The 14,925-nt window shown below is 63.1% G+C and carries 15 protein-coding genes; 12 read left to right on the forward strand and 3 right to left on the reverse strand.

Annotated elements, in window-relative coordinates; all coding sequences use genetic code 11:
• Positions 1–10: 10 nt before the first annotated feature.
• On the forward strand, positions 11–346 hold the full coding sequence (locus GGQ98_RS01190; protein WP_184063846.1) for a PilZ domain-containing protein: 336 nt from the start codon (positions 11–13) through the stop codon (positions 344–346).
• Positions 339–1,277 carry a hypothetical protein gene (locus tag GGQ98_RS01195; RefSeq protein ID WP_184063849.1) on the forward strand — a complete coding sequence of 313 codons (939 nt, stop codon included), beginning with the start codon at positions 339–341 and terminating at the stop codon, positions 1,275–1,277. Before GGQ98_RS01190 ends, GGQ98_RS01195 begins: the two co-directional genes overlap by 8 nt.
• A 4-nt stretch (positions 1,278–1,281) precedes the next feature.
• On the opposite strand, the gene serB is transcribed toward GGQ98_RS01195, so the two are convergent.
• Positions 1,282–2,160, reverse strand: a complete 879-nt coding sequence (gene serB / locus GGQ98_RS01200) for a phosphoserine phosphatase SerB (RefSeq protein WP_184063852.1) — start codon at positions 2,158–2,160, stop codon at positions 1,282–1,284.
• On the opposite strand from serB, the gene miaA reads away from it, so the two are divergent.
• Positions 2,159–3,034, forward strand: a complete 876-nt coding sequence (gene miaA / locus GGQ98_RS01205; RefSeq protein ID WP_184063855.1) for a tRNA (adenosine(37)-N6)-dimethylallyltransferase MiaA — start codon at positions 2,159–2,161, stop codon at positions 3,032–3,034. The genes serB and miaA overlap by 2 nt on opposite strands.
• On the opposite strand, the gene GGQ98_RS01210 is transcribed toward miaA, so the two are convergent.
• Positions 2,994–5,018, reverse strand: coding sequence for a CHASE3 domain-containing protein (locus tag GGQ98_RS01210; protein ID WP_184063858.1), 2,025 nt, complete (start codon positions 5,016–5,018; stop codon positions 2,994–2,996). The two genes, miaA and GGQ98_RS01210, sit on opposite strands and share 41 nt — an antisense overlap.
• A gap of 167 nt (positions 5,019–5,185) precedes the next feature.
• Between GGQ98_RS01210 and GGQ98_RS01215 the strand changes: the two genes are divergently transcribed.
• The 9 genes from GGQ98_RS01215 (at position 5,186) to GGQ98_RS01255 (ending at position 14,242) form a co-directional block, all read left to right on the forward strand.
• Positions 5,186–6,937, forward strand: coding sequence for an acetolactate synthase 3 large subunit (locus GGQ98_RS01215; protein ID WP_184063862.1), 1,752 nt, complete (start codon positions 5,186–5,188; stop codon positions 6,935–6,937).
• Positions 6,937–7,449 (forward strand): acetolactate synthase small subunit, encoded by a 513-nt coding sequence (gene ilvN / locus GGQ98_RS01220; protein ID WP_184063865.1) that lies wholly within the window; start codon positions 6,937–6,939, stop codon positions 7,447–7,449. Before GGQ98_RS01215 ends, ilvN begins: the two co-directional genes overlap by 1 nt.
• 49 nt (positions 7,450–7,498) lie before the next feature.
• Entirely contained in the window at positions 7,499–8,518 is a 1,020-nt protein-coding gene (gene ilvC, locus GGQ98_RS01225; protein WP_184063868.1) for a ketol-acid reductoisomerase, read from the forward strand.
• 88 nt (positions 8,519–8,606) lie between these two features.
• A complete protein-coding gene (locus GGQ98_RS01230; protein WP_184063871.1) occupies positions 8,607–9,212 on the forward strand; it encodes a YceI family protein in 606 nt (201 codons plus the stop codon).
• A 145-nt stretch (positions 9,213–9,357) separates the two neighbouring features.
• Positions 9,358–10,026, forward strand: a complete 669-nt coding sequence (locus GGQ98_RS01235) for a PEP-CTERM sorting domain-containing protein (protein WP_184063874.1) — start codon at positions 9,358–9,360, stop codon at positions 10,024–10,026.
• Positions 10,027–10,226: 200 nt separating this feature from the next.
• On the forward strand, positions 10,227–10,505 hold the full coding sequence (locus GGQ98_RS01240; RefSeq protein WP_184063878.1) for a hypothetical protein: 279 nt from the start codon (positions 10,227–10,229) through the stop codon (positions 10,503–10,505).
• Positions 10,506–10,738: 233 nt separating this feature from the next.
• Positions 10,739–12,295 carry a 2-isopropylmalate synthase gene (locus GGQ98_RS01245; RefSeq protein ID WP_184063881.1) on the forward strand — a complete coding sequence of 519 codons (1,557 nt, stop codon included), beginning with the start codon at positions 10,739–10,741 and terminating at the stop codon, positions 12,293–12,295.
• 82 nt (positions 12,296–12,377) lie between these two features.
• The gene (locus GGQ98_RS01250) at positions 12,378–13,481 is read left to right on the forward strand and encodes a S9 family peptidase (RefSeq protein ID WP_184063883.1); all 1,104 of its coding nucleotides are present in this window, start codon (positions 12,378–12,380) and stop codon (positions 13,479–13,481) included.
• On the forward strand, positions 13,478–14,242 hold the full coding sequence (locus tag GGQ98_RS01255) for a hypothetical protein (protein ID WP_184063885.1): 765 nt from the start codon (positions 13,478–13,480) through the stop codon (positions 14,240–14,242). The genes GGQ98_RS01250 and GGQ98_RS01255 overlap by 4 nt, the downstream gene beginning before the upstream one ends.
• A gap of 52 nt (positions 14,243–14,294) precedes the next feature.
• On the opposite strand, the gene rpsD is transcribed toward GGQ98_RS01255, so the two are convergent.
• Positions 14,295–14,909 carry a 30S ribosomal protein S4 gene (rpsD, locus tag GGQ98_RS01260; protein WP_184063887.1) on the reverse strand — a complete coding sequence of 205 codons (615 nt, stop codon included), beginning with the start codon at positions 14,907–14,909 and terminating at the stop codon, positions 14,295–14,297.
• Positions 14,910–14,925: the final 16 nt, after the last annotated feature.

The raw sequence follows: 14,925 nt of genomic DNA on the forward strand, positions 1-14,925 counted from the left end.
CAGACCAGGAATGATCAGCAGCAACATCACGGAGTTTCCACGCCGCCATGCTGCAGTGCGCAGCGGCAGGGTCAGCATGCTTCTCGCCTCGGGCGTGAATGTGGGCGCCTCGCTTCGGGATGTCTCCGCTGCGGGGGTCTTTGTTGAAACCGATCATCCGCTCCGACTCGGCGAGCCGGTCGTACTCTCGCACCCGCTCGCCGGAGCGATTCGCGCATATGTCGTCCGCGTCGGCCGGGACGGCGCCGCGCTGTCCTTCCCCGCAGGCGAGGATGCCGCCACGTTTGCGCTCGCCTCGCTGTGCGCGGGGATGACCACGGCTGTCGATTCTGCACTGAATGCCTGATAGCGCGAAGTCCGGTCCATTGCGGCAGCGCCTGCGCGCCTGGTGGGAAGGCTATGATCTTGCCGAACTGAAACGGCGCCTCGCTGCGCGTGTCGCCAATGAGGATGCTGTCCCCTTTCCGCAGCCGTCGCTGTTGGAACGGTCTCAGACGGTCACATTGCCGCATGCCGAGCCCACGAACTGGACACGCGAGCGTCTGGCAGCCGCGCAGATCGTATGGGGTGAAGGCTCCCTGTCACCGCGCGGCGTTTCGCAGTTGAGGGCGATATCCGCGCGCGCCGGGCTGGGTCAGCGAAGCCGCGTTCTGCATTTAGGCGCCGAACTCGGCGGTGTTGCGAGCGAACTGCAGGCATCGGTCGGCTGCACCACGCTCGCCGCTGAAACCCAAAGGCCGCTTGCGGACGCCTCGAACGGACGTGTGAGGCTACTGCGCGCTGCCGACGGCCCTCTCCTGCCGAACGCTGATCTCATTCTCGTCGATGGCCTCTCAGAGCACGGCGAGCCCCTCACGACACTGCTCCGCAGCCAGTGCCAAACGCTCGTGCCGGGCGGATATGTCGTGGTGCGCAGCCTCGTGTTGACAGACGAACGGCAGGCATCATCGCCGCGCTACCGCGAATGGGCGCAGGCGGAGCCCGTGCGTCCGCGCCTCCGTTCGGTGGAAACGCTTTCGCGGCTGGTGGAGGACACGCGCCTTTCCGTGACCGCGATCAGCGACATCGCCGCCGACTATGCGGCCGAGGTCGAATACAGCTGGGGCGGCGCGATCGACCGGATTCGGGCGATGCACCGCACACCTGCGGGGCAGGCGCTGATCCCGCAACTGCTTGCGGAAGGCGAGCGCTGGTTGAAGCGGATCGAACTGATTCGCGAAGGCGCAATCGGCGTCCGCGTTCTGATCGCAACGCGCCGGGACCGAGCCCGACGTTAACGGCTCAAGCGGCCCAGTCGGCCCGAGGAATACCGAGCGCGTGAAGCAGTACGGTCAGGTCGCCGCGCCGAATCCGCATGTCCGCCGCGTCAGCGAGCTTGGGCTTGGCGTGGTACGCGACACCAAGGCCGGCAGTCTCCACCATCAGCAGGTCGTTGGCACCGTCGCCGATGGCGATCGTCTCAGTGAGGGCGATACCCCTGCCCTGCGCCGTCCCGGTCAGCGCCTCACGCTTGGCGTGTGCATCGACGATCGGCTCCAGCACCTTGCCCGTGAGCACATCTCCGCGCGTTTCGAGGACGTTGGCACGCGCCTCGTCGAAGCCGATCATCGCCGCGACCGGGCCCGTGAAATGCGTAAAGCCCCCTGAAACGAGAAGCGTATAGACCTGTTGGCTTCGGAGCGTCTGCACGAGCGTGCGCGCGCCCGGCGAAAGACGCACGCGATCCCGCAGGCATTCATCGATGGAAGCGAGCGGCAAGTCAGCAAGCAACGCGACGCGGCGCTCCAGAGCCCCGGCGAAATCGATCTCGCCGCGCATCGCCGCCTCCGTCACAGCGCTGATTTCAGCCTTCAGCCCCGCATAATCGGCAAGTTCGTCGATACATTCGACTGTAATCATCGTCGAATCCATGTCGGCGATGAAAAGGCGGCGGCGACGCTCCGCCGCCGACTGCACGATCACGTCGGCATGGGGAAGCACGGCCTCGACCGCGTCACGGACCGCGGCGGAGGGGCCTGTGCCGGAAAACTCGGCGACAGCCTCGGCCTCCATCCACCGGACATCCCCTGTTTCCATCCCGGCGGCTGCAGCGGCATCGCGCGCAGCGCTCATATCACCCGCAGATAGACGCTCCGATCCCACGATTGTAACAAGCTGCATGGCCTCGCCTTCCTTGCCGCCGCTGGCGGTCATTGCCGGGCCGACTGCCAGCGGCAAGTCGGCGTTCGCGCTGCGCATGGCGGAAACGCGGCGCGGTGTCATCATCAATGCGGATGCGAGCCAGTGCTACCGCGACCTGTCCGTTCTGTCCGCTCGCCCCTCGCCCGCTGAAACGGCGCGCGCACCGCACCGGCTCTATGGCTTCCTGGGGGCAGAATCCCCCCTCGGCGCCGCCGGATGGGCTGATCTTGCAAGGCGGGAGATCGGCCGCGCGCACGAACAGGGCCTGTTGCCTATCCTTGTCGGCGGCACCGGCCTTTATCTCCGAACGCTGCTTCACGGCATCGCGCCGGTGCCAGAGATTGACCCGAATATCCGCGCAGCGGTTCGCGCACTCGATACGGCGGCGCTCGCGAAGGCGCTCACGCGCGAAGACCCCAACATGACGGCGCGCCTCCATCCCAACGACACCCAGCGCATCGCGCGCGCGCTTGAAGTGATCCGCAGCACCGGCCTTTCGCTTGCACACCATCAGACGCAGCTTTGCGGCGGATTGCTGGGCACGGTGATGCTGGAGGCTGCCGTGGTGGAGATTGACAATGATGAACTCGGGCGGCGATGCGACGCGCGGTTCGATGCGATGCTGGAGGCCGGCGGTCTGAACGAAGCCGCGCGGTTGCTCGCAATGAACCTCGACCCGGCGTTACCGGTGATGAAAGCGATCGGCGTGCCGCCGCTCATCAGCCACATCAAGGGCGACTGCACGCTCGATGAGGCCGTCTTGCGGGCGAAGCTCGACACGCGGCGCTACGCCAAGCGGCAGCGCACCTGGTTCAGGAACCAGACGCCGGACTGGCTTCGGCTTCAGCCTTGAACACAGTGTCCAGGCTCTCGCGCACCTTCTGTGCAAGGCCTTCCATCGTATAGGGCTTGCGAACGGTTTCCGCCGGAGGATCGAGGGGTTCGCCGTCGACGCCGGTACGCGCGAAACCGCTGGTGTAGAGAATGCCGAGTTCGGGCCAGTGCTTCAGCGCCTCTCGCGCCAGTTCGTCACCGTACATGCCGGGCATCACGATATCGGTGAAAAGCAGGTGGATGCCCGGGTGTTCGTCGAGGATTTCCAGCGCTTCCTTGCCGTTCGCCGCATGGCGGACCGTGTAACCGAGTTCGCGAAGATTCTCGACTGTGACCATGCGAAGCTGATCTTCGTCCTCCACCACGAGAATCGTCTCTTCCGGGCTGCCGCCGACGAGCGGCATTTCTGCGCGCGGTGCAGAGGAAACGACGCGGCCGAGAATTTGCACGGGCAGATAGATGTCCAGGCGTGTGCCCTCGTCGGGCGCCGACTCGATCGAAATGTGCCCGCCGGATTGATGCACGAAGCCGTGAACCTGGCTGAGGCCGAGCCCTGTGCCCTTGCCCACCGGCTTGGTGGTGAAGAAGGGCTCGAAGACGCGCTCGACGACTTCGGCAGGCATTCCCTGTCCCGTATCGGTAACGCTTATCAGGGCATAGGCGCTCGCGACCTCGGCCTCGGGCAGAGGTTCGCCGTTCGGCACAAAACGCGCCGTCTCGATCCGCAGCGTGCCCCCGTCGGGCATGGCATCCCGCGCGTTGGCCGCCAGATTGATGATGACGTTTTCAAGCTCGCCGGGATCAACGAACACCGGCGGAATATCCTCGCCGAATTTTGTTTCCACCGTGATCCGTTCGCCAAGCGTTCGGCCGATCAGTTCGACCACCCCCATCATCAGCGTGTTGACCTCAACCGTCTGCGGGTTGAGCGATTGCCGGCGCGAGAAGGCAAGGAGCCGAGCCGTAAGAGACGCCGCGCGATTGGCGCCCTCACGCGCATTGTCGATCAGCTTCACGACACGGGCGTCGTCTGCCGTGATCCGGCGTTTAAGAAGGTCGAGACTGCTGATGATGACAGCAAGCATGTTGTTGAAGTCGTGCGCTATGCCTCCCGTCAGCTGGCCCACCGCCTCCATGCGCTGTGCCTGCCGCAGCCTGTTCTCCGCCGCCTCGCGAGAGGCGATCTCGGCGCGGAGCGCGACGTTCGCCTGCGTCATTTCGTGCGTGCGGGCGGCCACCGCCGCCTCCAGCACGTTGCGCCTTATCTCCCCGGCCTCCTCGCGCTCCAATGCCAGTTTGGTCCGGTAGACCATGTAGGCAAGTGCGATCATCGAGATGAGCGCCGCCACGAGCAATGCAACGCCCAGCGCCGCCAGCCGATAAAGCGACTGCGCACCAAGCTGGTCACGCTCGACCACCTCCTGCTGCCGCCGTTCGAGCACGGCGCGCTGCTCGGCGACGATTTCGTTCATCATCGCCTGAATCTCATCCATCAGGCGCCGTCCGTAACCGGAGGCGACATCGGTTCGCGCCGCTTCCATGCGCCCGCGGCGGGTCATTTCAACCGAACGCGCCATTTCTTCCAGCTTCAGCGCAATAAGGCGCCGCAATACGACGAAGCGGGCGGTCTGCCGCTCGTCGCCTTCGCCGATCCGGCGCTGCAAATCGTCGAGCACGGTCGAGCTACGCGAGATCGCGGCCTCATAAGGCTCCAGAAAAACCGGATTTTCGGTTAGCACATAGCCGCGCTGGCTGCGCTCCGCCTCCTGCAGCGCGTTGATCACACGCTCGGCGGCCACCAGACCCTCGAAACCTTCGCTGGTGCGCGCCACGGCCTCGGTGCGCGTGCGTTCGATATCGACCGCACGCTGAAACGCGGCAAACGAAATCGCCCCGATGCCGATGAGTGCAGCAAGCAGAGCGAACACGCCCACAACGAAATGCCAGGTTCGGCCCCCGACGCGGCGATCCTCGAACCCATTGGAAACGGTAGCGTCTTCCATCGCGCCTATCTTGCCGAACTTGAGCATCGAAGGCGAGAGTTGATAGTATGGAAGACGTTTTGCATCTATCGTACGTATTTGAAGCATTATTTGTACAAAAATTACAAGACATGGGGTTGCCATGAATGTTTTAATCTCGTACATGCGCGGGCCGAATCAAGGAAACCATGGCTGTGAACGAAGAGAAAACCGGAGCGGAGAATCTCATCCAGGCGCTCACCGAACTGGGTGTCGACACCGTGTTCGGCTATCCGGGCGGTGCCGTACTCCCCATCTATGACGCGCTGTTCCGGCAATCGGTAATCAAGCACGTGCTTGTCCGTCACGAGCAGGCTGCGGTTCATGCGGCCGAAGGCTATGCGCGCTCGACGGGCAAGCCCGGTGTCGTGCTCGTCACGTCGGGCCCCGGCGCGACCAACGCCGTCACGGGCATTACCGATGCCCTGCTGGATTCCATCCCCGTCGTCGTGCTCACCGGGCAGGTCGCCACGCACCTTATCGGGTCGGATGCCTTTCAGGAGTGCGACACGGTGGGCATCACGCGCCACTGCTCCAAGCACAACTATCTCGTGAAAGACCCGGAACGGCTCGCCGATATCATCCACGAGGCATTCCACATCGCCACCTCGGGCCGTCCCGGCCCTGTCGTTATCGACATCCCGAAAGACGTTCAGGTCGCGCGCGCCGGATACCGGAAGCGCTCGGCGCTTCACAACGGCTACAAGCTGCAACTGAAGGGCGAACTGAAAGACATCGAAGCCGCGGTCGAGATGCTGGCCAAGGCCCAGCGCCCGATCCTCTACACGGGCGGCGGCGTCATCAATTCGGGCAACGGCGCCTCGCAGTTGCTGCGCGAACTGGCGCGCGTGACGGGCGCGCCTGTCACATCCACACTGATGGGTCTCGGCGCCTTCCCCGCCGCATCGCCGCAGTGGCTCGGCATGCTCGGCATGCACGGCACCTACGAAGCCAATATGGCGATGAACGAATGCGACCTGATGGTCTGCATCGGTGCGCGCTTCGACGACCGCGTGACAGGCCGCCTCGACGCTTTCTCGCCGAATTCGAAGAAGATCCACATCGACATCGACCGTTCCTCGATCAACAAGAACGTGAAGGCCGACCTCGGCATCGTCGGCGATGTCGGTCATGTGCTCGAAGACATTCTGAAAATCTGGAAATCGCGGGCGCACACGGCGGTCGATCAGACGGCATGGTTCGCGAAAATCGACGCATGGCGCGAGAAAGACAGCCTCGGCTTCAAGCAGACCGGCAAGGAAATTCTTCCCCAGCATGCAATCTGGCGCCTTTACGAGGCGACCAAGGCCAAGTCGCCAATCATCACCACCGAAGTCGGCCAGCATCAGATGTGGGCCGCGCAGCACTTCCATTTCCAAAGCCCGCGCAAGTGGCTTACGTCGGGCGGGCTCGGCACGATGGGCTACGGGCTACCCGCAGCGATCGGCGCGCAGATGGGCAATCCCAAGGCGCTCGTCATCGATATAGCGGGCGAAGCCTCGATCCTGATGAACATTCAGGAAATGTCCACCGCCGTGCAATACCGCCTGCCGGTGAAGGTGTTCGTGCTCAACAACGAATATATGGGCATGGTGCGGCAGTGGCAGGAGCTCACCTACGAAAGCCGCTATTCCGAAAGCTACAGCGAGGCGCTTCCCGATTTCGTGAAGCTCGCGGAGGCTTATGGCTGGAAAGGCATCCGCATCGATGATGTGGACCAGCTCGATGCCGGGATCGCGGAAATGCTGGCTTACGATGGCCCGGTGTTCGTCGATTGCCGCGTCGCCAAGCTGGAAAACTGCTTTCCGATGATCCCGTCGGGTGCCGCCCATACCGAAATGATGCTCAATGCGTCGCAGGTGAAGGGCGAACTCGATGAAGACGCGCAGGCGCTCGTCTGATGCGTGATCTCGGACCCATCCGGCGGCACACGCTTGCCATCACCGTGGACAACGAATCCGGCGTTCTTGCCAAGATCGTCGGGCTGTTCTCGGCGCGCGGCTACAACATCGAAAGCCTCACCGTGGCCGACATCACGGAAGCGCACGATGTCAGCCGCATCACCATCGTCACCTCAGGATCGCAGGAGGTGATCGATCAGATCGAAGCCCAGCTCGACCGGCTCGTGACGGTTCACAAGGTCAGCGATCTCACCGAACTCGGGCCGCATGTCGAGCGCGAGATGGCGCTGCTCAAGGTCCACGGCGGAGGCGACAAAAGGCTCGAAGCGATGCGCCTTGCCGACATCTACCGTGCGCGCGTCGTCGATGCGACGATCGAGAGTTTCATTTTCGAGATCACCGGGTCCACCGAGAAGGTCAATACGTTCATCGCGCTGATGCGCGAGGTCGGCCTTGTCGAAGTCGCGCGCGGCGGTGTCGTCGCCATCTCGCGCGGCAAGGAACCGAGCTGAGTTTTTTTGTCACCATCCCAATTTCCAGAACAGAGAAAGTCCTGAAATCATGCGCGTTTACTATGATGCCGATGCCGATTTGGGTCTCATCAAGGGCAAGAAGGTTGCCATCGTCGGTTATGGCAGCCAGGGCCATGCCCACGCGCAGAACCTGCGCGACAGCGGCGTCGCCGAAGTCGGCGTCGCGCTCCGCGAAGGTTCGGCGACAGCGAAGAAGGCCGAAGCCGCCGGCTTCAAGGTGTTTTCCAACGCCGACGCTGCGAAATGGGCGGACGTCATCATGGTGCTGGCGCCCGACGAGCATCAGGCCGCGATCTATGCCAGCGACCTCGCGCCGAACATGAAGGAAGGCGCCGCACTCGCCTTCGCGCACGGTCTCAACGTGCACTTCGGCCTTATCGAGCCGCGCGCCGATATCGACGTGTTCATGATCGCGCCCAAAGGCCCCGGCCACACCGTGCGCAGCGAATACCAGCGCGGCGGCGGAGTCCCCTGCCTCATCGCCATCGCGCAGGACGCGACCGGCAATGCGCACGATGTTGCCCTCTCCTATGCGTCTGCCGTCGGCGGCGGCCGCTCGGGCATCATCGAAACGACCTTCAAGGAAGAGTGCGAGACCGACCTGTTCGGCGAGCAGGCCGTGCTCTGCGGCGGCCTCTCCGCGCTTATCATGGCCGGCTTCGAAACGCTGGTGGAAGCGGGCTACGCGCCCGAGATGGCCTATTTCGAGTGCCTGCACGAGGTGAAGCTGATCGTCGACCTGATGTACGAGGGCGGCATCGCCAACATGCGCTACTCGATCTCGAACACCGCAGAATACGGCGACTACAAGACCGGCCCCCGCATCGTCACCGAAGAGACAAAGGCGGAGATGAAGCGCGTGCTGACCGACATTCAGCAGGGCCGTTTCGTCAAGGACTTCATTCTCGATAACCGCGCGGGCAACCCGGAACTGAAGGCCGCGCGCAAGAACCAGAATGCGCACCAGATCGAAGAGGTCGGCGGCAAGCTGCGCGCCATGATGCCCTGGATCGGCAAGAACAAGCTGGTCGATAAAGCGGTGAACTGACACGCTCCGTCACAAGACCATCGGTTGACAGGAACGGCGCGCGCGGCACAGGCTGCGCGCGCCGTTTCCCTTTTCAGGAGCCATTGCCATGAAAGCCCAGCTTGTCGCGCTTGCCCTCGTCGGCCTCGCCGCCCCCGCATTTGCCCAAGGCCAGCCGGGCGCCGAAGCCGCTGCGAAGGTCGTTGCCGGCACATACACGGTCGATACCGATCATACGCAGGTCGCCTGGAGCCTCGATCACCTCGGCTTCAACGTCTACTACGGCATCTTCGGCGGCACCACGGGGACGCTGACGCTGGATCCTGCGAAGCCCCAGTCCGCAGTCGTGTCACTCACCATTCCGATCGATCAGGTGGCGACGACGAGCGAGAAATTGAACGAGCACCTGAAAAGCGCCGATTTCTTCGACACGGCGAAGTTTCCGAATGCGACCTTTAAGTCCACCAGCGTCGTCGTCACCGGCCTCTCGGCCAAGATCACCGGCGACCTGACGATCAAGGGCATCACGAAGCCGGTTGTTCTCGACGCGCGCTTCTCCGGCGCCGGACCGAACCCGATGAGCAAGATCGAAACCGTGGGGTTCGAGGCTCAAACAAGCATCAAGCGCAGCGACTACGGCATCACTTATGCGCTTCCCGTGCTTGGCGACGAGATCACCTTGAACATCACGGCCGCTTTCGAACGGCGTCCCTGACGCGTTTTGTGTCGGACAAACTTACATAACCAATATGGTTAACGGTTTGTTAACTATTGTCTTTACTGGAAAACCCGCAATCGCCAATTCTGGCACCGTCCTTGCTTTTGTTAAGCCCAACACGGTTTAACCAGAGGATTATGTCATGAAATACGCGATTGCTTTTGCCGCCATGCTCGCTTCCACCGGCGCATCCGCCGCAGTCATCACCTCGTCGGTGGGCGGCGTTCCCGTTGGCGCCAACGTGTACGAGAGCTTCGATGCCATCGGCCCCGGCGGCACGACGGCGAGCGGTATCACCGTTTCGTTCGCAGGAACGGGCGCCGGCACGGCGTCACTCCCGAACGTGTCGGGACAGTATGCCGCACCCTTCATTTCGGGCGGCAACGGTGCGCTGTTCGGGAACGCGCAGGCTGATGGTCAGGATGCTACGCAGTATCTCACGACCGGCATCGGCACCGTCACGCTCGATCTGGGCGACTCTCATCAGTATTTCGGGATCCTTTGGGGTTCGGTCGATACCTACAATTCGCTTACCTTCTACGACGGCAACACACTCCTGTTCACGTATTCAGGGTCTGATGTTGCTGCTGCCGCAAACGGCGATCAGGGCGCGGCGGGCACCTATTATGTGAACATCAATTCGGACACCGCCTTCAACAAAGTCGTCGCCTCCAGCTCGAGCTACGCGTTCGAGTTCGATAACGTAGCGCTCGCTCACGATCCGATCACCGATGTGCCGGAGCCCGGCATGCTCGCACTGTTCGGTCTCGGCGCGATCGGTCTTGCGGCAACCCGTCGCCGCAAAGTCTAAAAAAGATCAGAACTAGGGTGGAAAGGGCGGCCTTCGGGTCGCCCTTTTTCGTTATGGCGGCAACGGTTTGTCGCGCATTTTTACAGTTCCGTGATGGTATGAGCCGCCTTAACCATCGAACCGGTTGATCCGGCTTGCGGCGGAAGCGCTGGCATCACTTTTGCATTTGATACTGTGCAAGACAGTGAGGGAAACCGGCAATGATCGTACGTTATGGCATCGCAGCTCTGGCCATCCTGCTTGCGGCGACACCCGTGGCGGCTGAACCCGTGGAGAACGGCTCGGAAGTTGCCGCCCTCCTCACGGATCTGGGCGGTCGTTGCTGGGCCGTGGACATCAACGGCACGATCCTCGATGCCGACGCAATGGCGCAGATCGACGGACCCATCGACGTTGAACTCGAATGCGTGATCAGCGAGATCAAACCGGCATCGGCCAATGCGAGCAACAAGGTGCCGCTGCCCGCGAATATCATCTGATCCTGTTCAGGGCTGGACAAATCCGGCAGCTTGCAACATAGACCTGTGCATATGAAACGGCACGACAGCCTTGATTCAACCCGGCGCACCCTGCTTGCGCTCCTTCGACTTACGCGCCCTTAGGCGCGCGGGTTTCGCTGTCTGGCGCTTTTGACGCGCCGCCGCCTAAGGGTCTCGATCGAACCGAACCGCAAAGGTTCGCTCCCGTTTTCCAGAGATTTTGAAGGTGTGCCATGTCCAGCCAGAACTACGTGAAGATTTTCGATACCACCCTGCGCGACGGCGAGCAGTCCCCCGGCTGCTCGATGAACCTCGCCGAAAAGCTGCGCATTGCCGAACAGCTCGAAGCCTTGGGCGTCGATATTATCGAAGCCGGTTTCGCCATCGCCTCCGATGGTGATTTCGAAGCCGTTCAGGCCGTTGCCCGTCAGGCGAAAACAGCAACGATTGCAAGCCTCGCGCGCGCCGCGACGGGCGACATCGATCGCGCATGGGCCGCGCTGAAGGATGCGAAGAATCCCCGCATCCACACGTTCATCGCCACCTCGCCGCTCCACATGCGCGTCAAGCTGGAGATGGAGCCCGAAGCAGTTCTGGAGAAAATCCGCGCCTCCGTAAGCCACGCGCGCAACCTCTGCGGTGATGTCGAATGGTCGGCGGAAGACGCAACCCGCAGCGATCTCGATTTTCTGTGCCGCGCGGTCGAAACCGCGATCCGTGCCGGCGCATCGACGATCAATCTGCCCGACACGGTCGGCTACGCGACGCCCGAAACCTACGGCGCCATGTTTCGCGACGTCATCTCCCGCGTGCCGGATGCCGACAAGGCGATCTTCTCCACCCACTGTCATAACGACCTCGGCCTCGCCGTCGCGAACACTCTGGCGGCGGTTTCGGGCGGGGCACGCCAGGTGGAATCGACGATCAACGGCATCGGCGAGCGTGCGGGCAACGCCGCGCTCGAGGAAATCGCGATGGCGCTGCGCGTCCGCAACGACGTGATGCCCTATGCCACCGGCGTGAACACGCGCGAGATCACGCGCGCCTCGCGGCTCGTATCGGCCGTCACCGGCTTCCAGGTACAGCCCAACAAGGCGATCGTCGGCGCCAACGCCTTCGCGCATGAAAGCGGCATCCATCAGGACGGCATGCTGAAGGACGCGAGCACCTACGAGATCATGACACCGGAATCGGTCGGCCTTTCCGAATCCAGTCTCGTCATGGGCAAGCACTCGGGCCGCCACGCCTTCCGCCAGAAACTTGAGGAATTGGGCTACAAGCTCGGCGACAACGAGTTTCAGGATGCCTTCAAGCGCTTCAAGGATCTCGCCGACGCCAAGAAGCACGTCTACGACGAAGACATTGTCGCGCTGGTCGACGACGAGACGATACGCGACAATCAGGTGATCCAGTTCAGGGAGCTGGAGATTTATTGCGGCTCCCACGGTCCGCAGCGCGCCATCCTGACGCTCGCGGTAGAGGGCGAAGAACAGACCGTCACCACCCGCGGCAACGGGCCGATCGACGCCGTGTTCAAGGCCATGCGCAAGATCGTGCCTCACGACGATGCGCAACTCACGCTCTACGAGGTTCACGCCGTCACCGAAGGCACCGACGCGCAGGCGACGGTCAGCGTCGTGCTTTCCGAAGATGGTCGCACAGTGCGCGGCACGGGCGCCCATGTCGATACGATGGTCGCCTCCGCGAAGGCCTACGCGAACGCGCTGAACAAGCTGATCGTGAAGCGCGGACGCAGCGAGCTTCCGGCCGTTGCCCGCACGGGTCACTGACGGCTGACGGCTGAACGCTGATTTCCGGCATCCGGGCGGGCGCATGCTTGCGCCGCCCGCGATCTCATGGTTACCACCGGCCATGTCGTTGGGGTCGCGCATCAAAATCTGTCTCGCGTTTCTGATTGCGGCGGCGGCCCTCCCCGCTTCGGCAGGTACGGTCGCGCGCTTTCAGGACGAGCGCCTCGCTTTGTATACGGAAAACGGCGACGCCCGCGTTCTGAAGCGCAGCGACCTCACACCGCTCCTTCGCGGCAGGCCGGACTGGTCCGTTACGGCGGATATCGCGGCGCTCGGCAAGGCCGAGAACAAGTCTTGGCATCTTGTCGATGCCGATTGCCTGCCGCCGACGTTCGAGCGTTGCCTGCTATTCCTTGCAGAAGCCGGACGGCCGGGCGTCGCACTGCGCGAATACAGTACGCAGGCGGGCGGCTTCGTCCCTAACGGCTTTGCGCTCCCGCCGGGGCCGACGCAGGCGATCTGGTACGATGACAGCCGTATCCTCGTCGCCGCCAACACCGGGCCGGGATCTCTGACGCGTGCAGGAGTTCCTCGCCTGCTCAAGCTCTGGACGCGCGGGCAGCCCGTTTACGGGGCAACGACGATCCTCGCCGCTCCGCTCGACACGCACGGCATCCGCCCCTTCTTCTCGCTGTCGGGCGGCGGTCTCTTCCATGCCGCGGAGGTGACGACGGCAACCGGCGATTTCGAGCTTTATCATTTCGGCTGGGGGCAGAACTTCCGGCGCTCACAGCTTCCCGCCGACGCGCGGTTGCTCGATTTCTTCCAGGGCCGCGCCATCGCCGTGCTGGGAGACCGCGGCTGGATGACCGCGCAGGGCCGGCAACCGCCGGGCAGCCTTGTCGCCTATCCGATGGCCCCGCTCCTCGGTCCTGCCAGCGAGACGCTGCCGGAACTTGCCTACACGCCGCCTGCGGGCTTCCGCATCATCGGTGCCAAGGCAGGTCGGGATACGCTTTACGTCCACCTGCGCGGCGCAGCGGGGGACCGGCTGGTTTCGATGCGGAAAGGCGCGCCGAGTTGGCCCGCTGCAAATATCGCACTGCCTTCGACGGGGCCGTTCGAACTTGTCGCGGCCAGCGACCTTGCAGACGTCGCCCTTGTTGCCGGTGGCGGGGTATTTCATGTTGTAGGCCGGGGGCGAACGCGTACCATCACACCATGAAGCCACCCGCTCCGCTCGATCTCGTCGCCGCAATCCGGCTCGCGCTTTCTATTTTCTGGGCCCAGTTTGCGCCGATCATCTTTCTCGGCCTCCTTTTCCTGACGCTCCCGGCGGTCGCGCTGCGGACGCTCAGCATCGCCACGGAAGCAGCACCGGATCCCGCGCTCGGCACCATTGTCGAAACGCTGCGCTGGATGCTGGTGATGATCTTCCTCTGCGCCGTGACCGGAGGCGTGCTCGCCCGCAACCGCGATCCGCGCGCGTTCATGAAGGCGGGTCTGCGTGGACTTCAGCCGGGGTTGGTCGTCGCGCTGACGATCGGCATCGGCCTCATGACACTACGCATCGTGCTTTTACTCGCCTCACGGATGCTTCAGCTCGGGCAGATGAGTTCGCTGCTGTTCATAGTTGCCTGCATCGCGGCCTTCGCCGTTTGGGCGCTCGCCGTTCCGGCTGCCCTCAGCGAGCGGCTCTGGCCGATGGCTGCACTTCGGCGCGCGGCGGAACTCTCGAAGGGCAGCCGCTGGCAGCTGTCCGCGCTGTGCATCGTCATCATGCTCGCCTTGACGCCGGCGATCATGGTCGTCCGCTTCGCCGTCTTTCATTCCGCGCAAACGCCGCATCAGGTTGCCGCGATCGTGCAGTCGATGACGATCACCTCCCCCGCGCTGTGGATCGTGCAGCTTTCCACGCTGCTGATCTACAGCCTGCTGTCGGTGGTGCCGGTTGCGATCTATCTGACTCTCGCGAGCCGCCGATAGAAAAAGGGCGCCACCTTCCGGCAGCGCCCTTTTTCCTGAAATCTTGCCCGGTTTAGCGCGAGTAGAACTCGACGACGAGGTTCGGTTCCATGCGGACCGCATAGGGCACCTCATCAAGCGTCGGCACGCGCACATAAGTCGCCTTGCCGTCGCCGTCGATCGAAACATACTCGGGGATCTCGCGCTCGCTGAGGCCCTGCGCTTCGAGCACCAGCGCCATTTCCTGCGCCTTTTTGCGCAGCGACAGCACGTCGTTCGGCTTCACGCGGCGGCTGGCGATGTTGCACTTCTCGCCGTTCACTTCGATATGGCCGTGGTTCACGATCTGGCGCGCGGCGAAGATCGTTGGCGCCCACTTCGCACGGTACACGACCATGTCCAGGCGCTGTTCAAGCAGGCCGATCAGGTTCTGCGAGGTATCGCCTTTCATGCGGACGGCTTCTTCGTAAACTTTGCGGAACTGCTTCTCGGTGACGTCGCCGTAATAGCCCTTGAGCTTCTGCTTGGCGCGGAGCTGGATGCCGAAGTCGGAGATCTTGCTCTTGCGGCGCTGACCATGCTGACCGGGGCCGTACTCGCGCTTGTTGACCGGGCTCTTCGGACGACCCCAGATATTCTCGCCCATGCGGCGATCGAGCTTGTACTTTGCACTGCTGCGCTTCGACATGCGCCATCCTTTCAAT

The sequence above is a fragment of the Sphingosinicella soli genome (assembly GCF_014199685.1).
Lineage (GTDB): Bacteria > Pseudomonadota > Alphaproteobacteria > Sphingomonadales > Sphingomonadaceae > Sphingosinicella > Sphingosinicella soli.

Bases quoted from the DNA above. Each gene is read 5' to 3' on its own strand.
- ilvC (WP_184063868.1), top strand. From the start codon at position 7,499: ATGCGCGTTTACTATGATGCCGATGCCGATTTGGGTCTCATCAAGGGC.
- GGQ98_RS01210 (WP_184063858.1), bottom strand. From the start codon at position 5,018: ATGGAAGACGCTACCGTTTCCAATGGGTTCGAGGATCGCCGCGTCGGG.
- GGQ98_RS01235 (WP_184063874.1), top strand. From the start codon at position 9,358: ATGAAATACGCGATTGCTTTTGCCGCCATGCTCGCTTCCACCGGCGCA.
- GGQ98_RS01230 (WP_184063871.1), top strand. From the start codon at position 8,607: ATGAAAGCCCAGCTTGTCGCGCTTGCCCTCGTCGGCCTCGCCGCCCCC.
- miaA (WP_184063855.1), top strand. From the start codon at position 2,159: ATGGCCTCGCCTTCCTTGCCGCCGCTGGCGGTCATTGCCGGGCCGACT.
- GGQ98_RS01195 (WP_184063849.1), top strand. From the start codon at position 339: ATGCCTGATAGCGCGAAGTCCGGTCCATTGCGGCAGCGCCTGCGCGCC.
- ilvN (WP_184063865.1), top strand. From the start codon at position 6,937: ATGCGTGATCTCGGACCCATCCGGCGGCACACGCTTGCCATCACCGTG.
- GGQ98_RS01215 (WP_184063862.1), top strand. From the start codon at position 5,186: ATGGCTGTGAACGAAGAGAAAACCGGAGCGGAGAATCTCATCCAGGCG.
- serB (WP_184063852.1), bottom strand. From the start codon at position 2,160: ATGCAGCTTGTTACAATCGTGGGATCGGAGCGTCTATCTGCGGGTGAT.
- GGQ98_RS01255 (WP_184063885.1), top strand. From the start codon at position 13,478: ATGAAGCCACCCGCTCCGCTCGATCTCGTCGCCGCAATCCGGCTCGCG.
- rpsD (WP_184063887.1), bottom strand. From the start codon at position 14,909: ATGTCGAAGCGCAGCAGTGCAAAGTACAAGCTCGATCGCCGCATGGGC.
- GGQ98_RS01240 (WP_184063878.1), top strand. From the start codon at position 10,227: ATGATCGTACGTTATGGCATCGCAGCTCTGGCCATCCTGCTTGCGGCG.
- GGQ98_RS01245 (WP_184063881.1), top strand. From the start codon at position 10,739: ATGTCCAGCCAGAACTACGTGAAGATTTTCGATACCACCCTGCGCGAC.
- GGQ98_RS01190 (WP_184063846.1), top strand. From the start codon at position 11: ATGATCAGCAGCAACATCACGGAGTTTCCACGCCGCCATGCTGCAGTG.
- GGQ98_RS01250 (WP_184063883.1), top strand. From the start codon at position 12,378: ATGTCGTTGGGGTCGCGCATCAAAATCTGTCTCGCGTTTCTGATTGCG.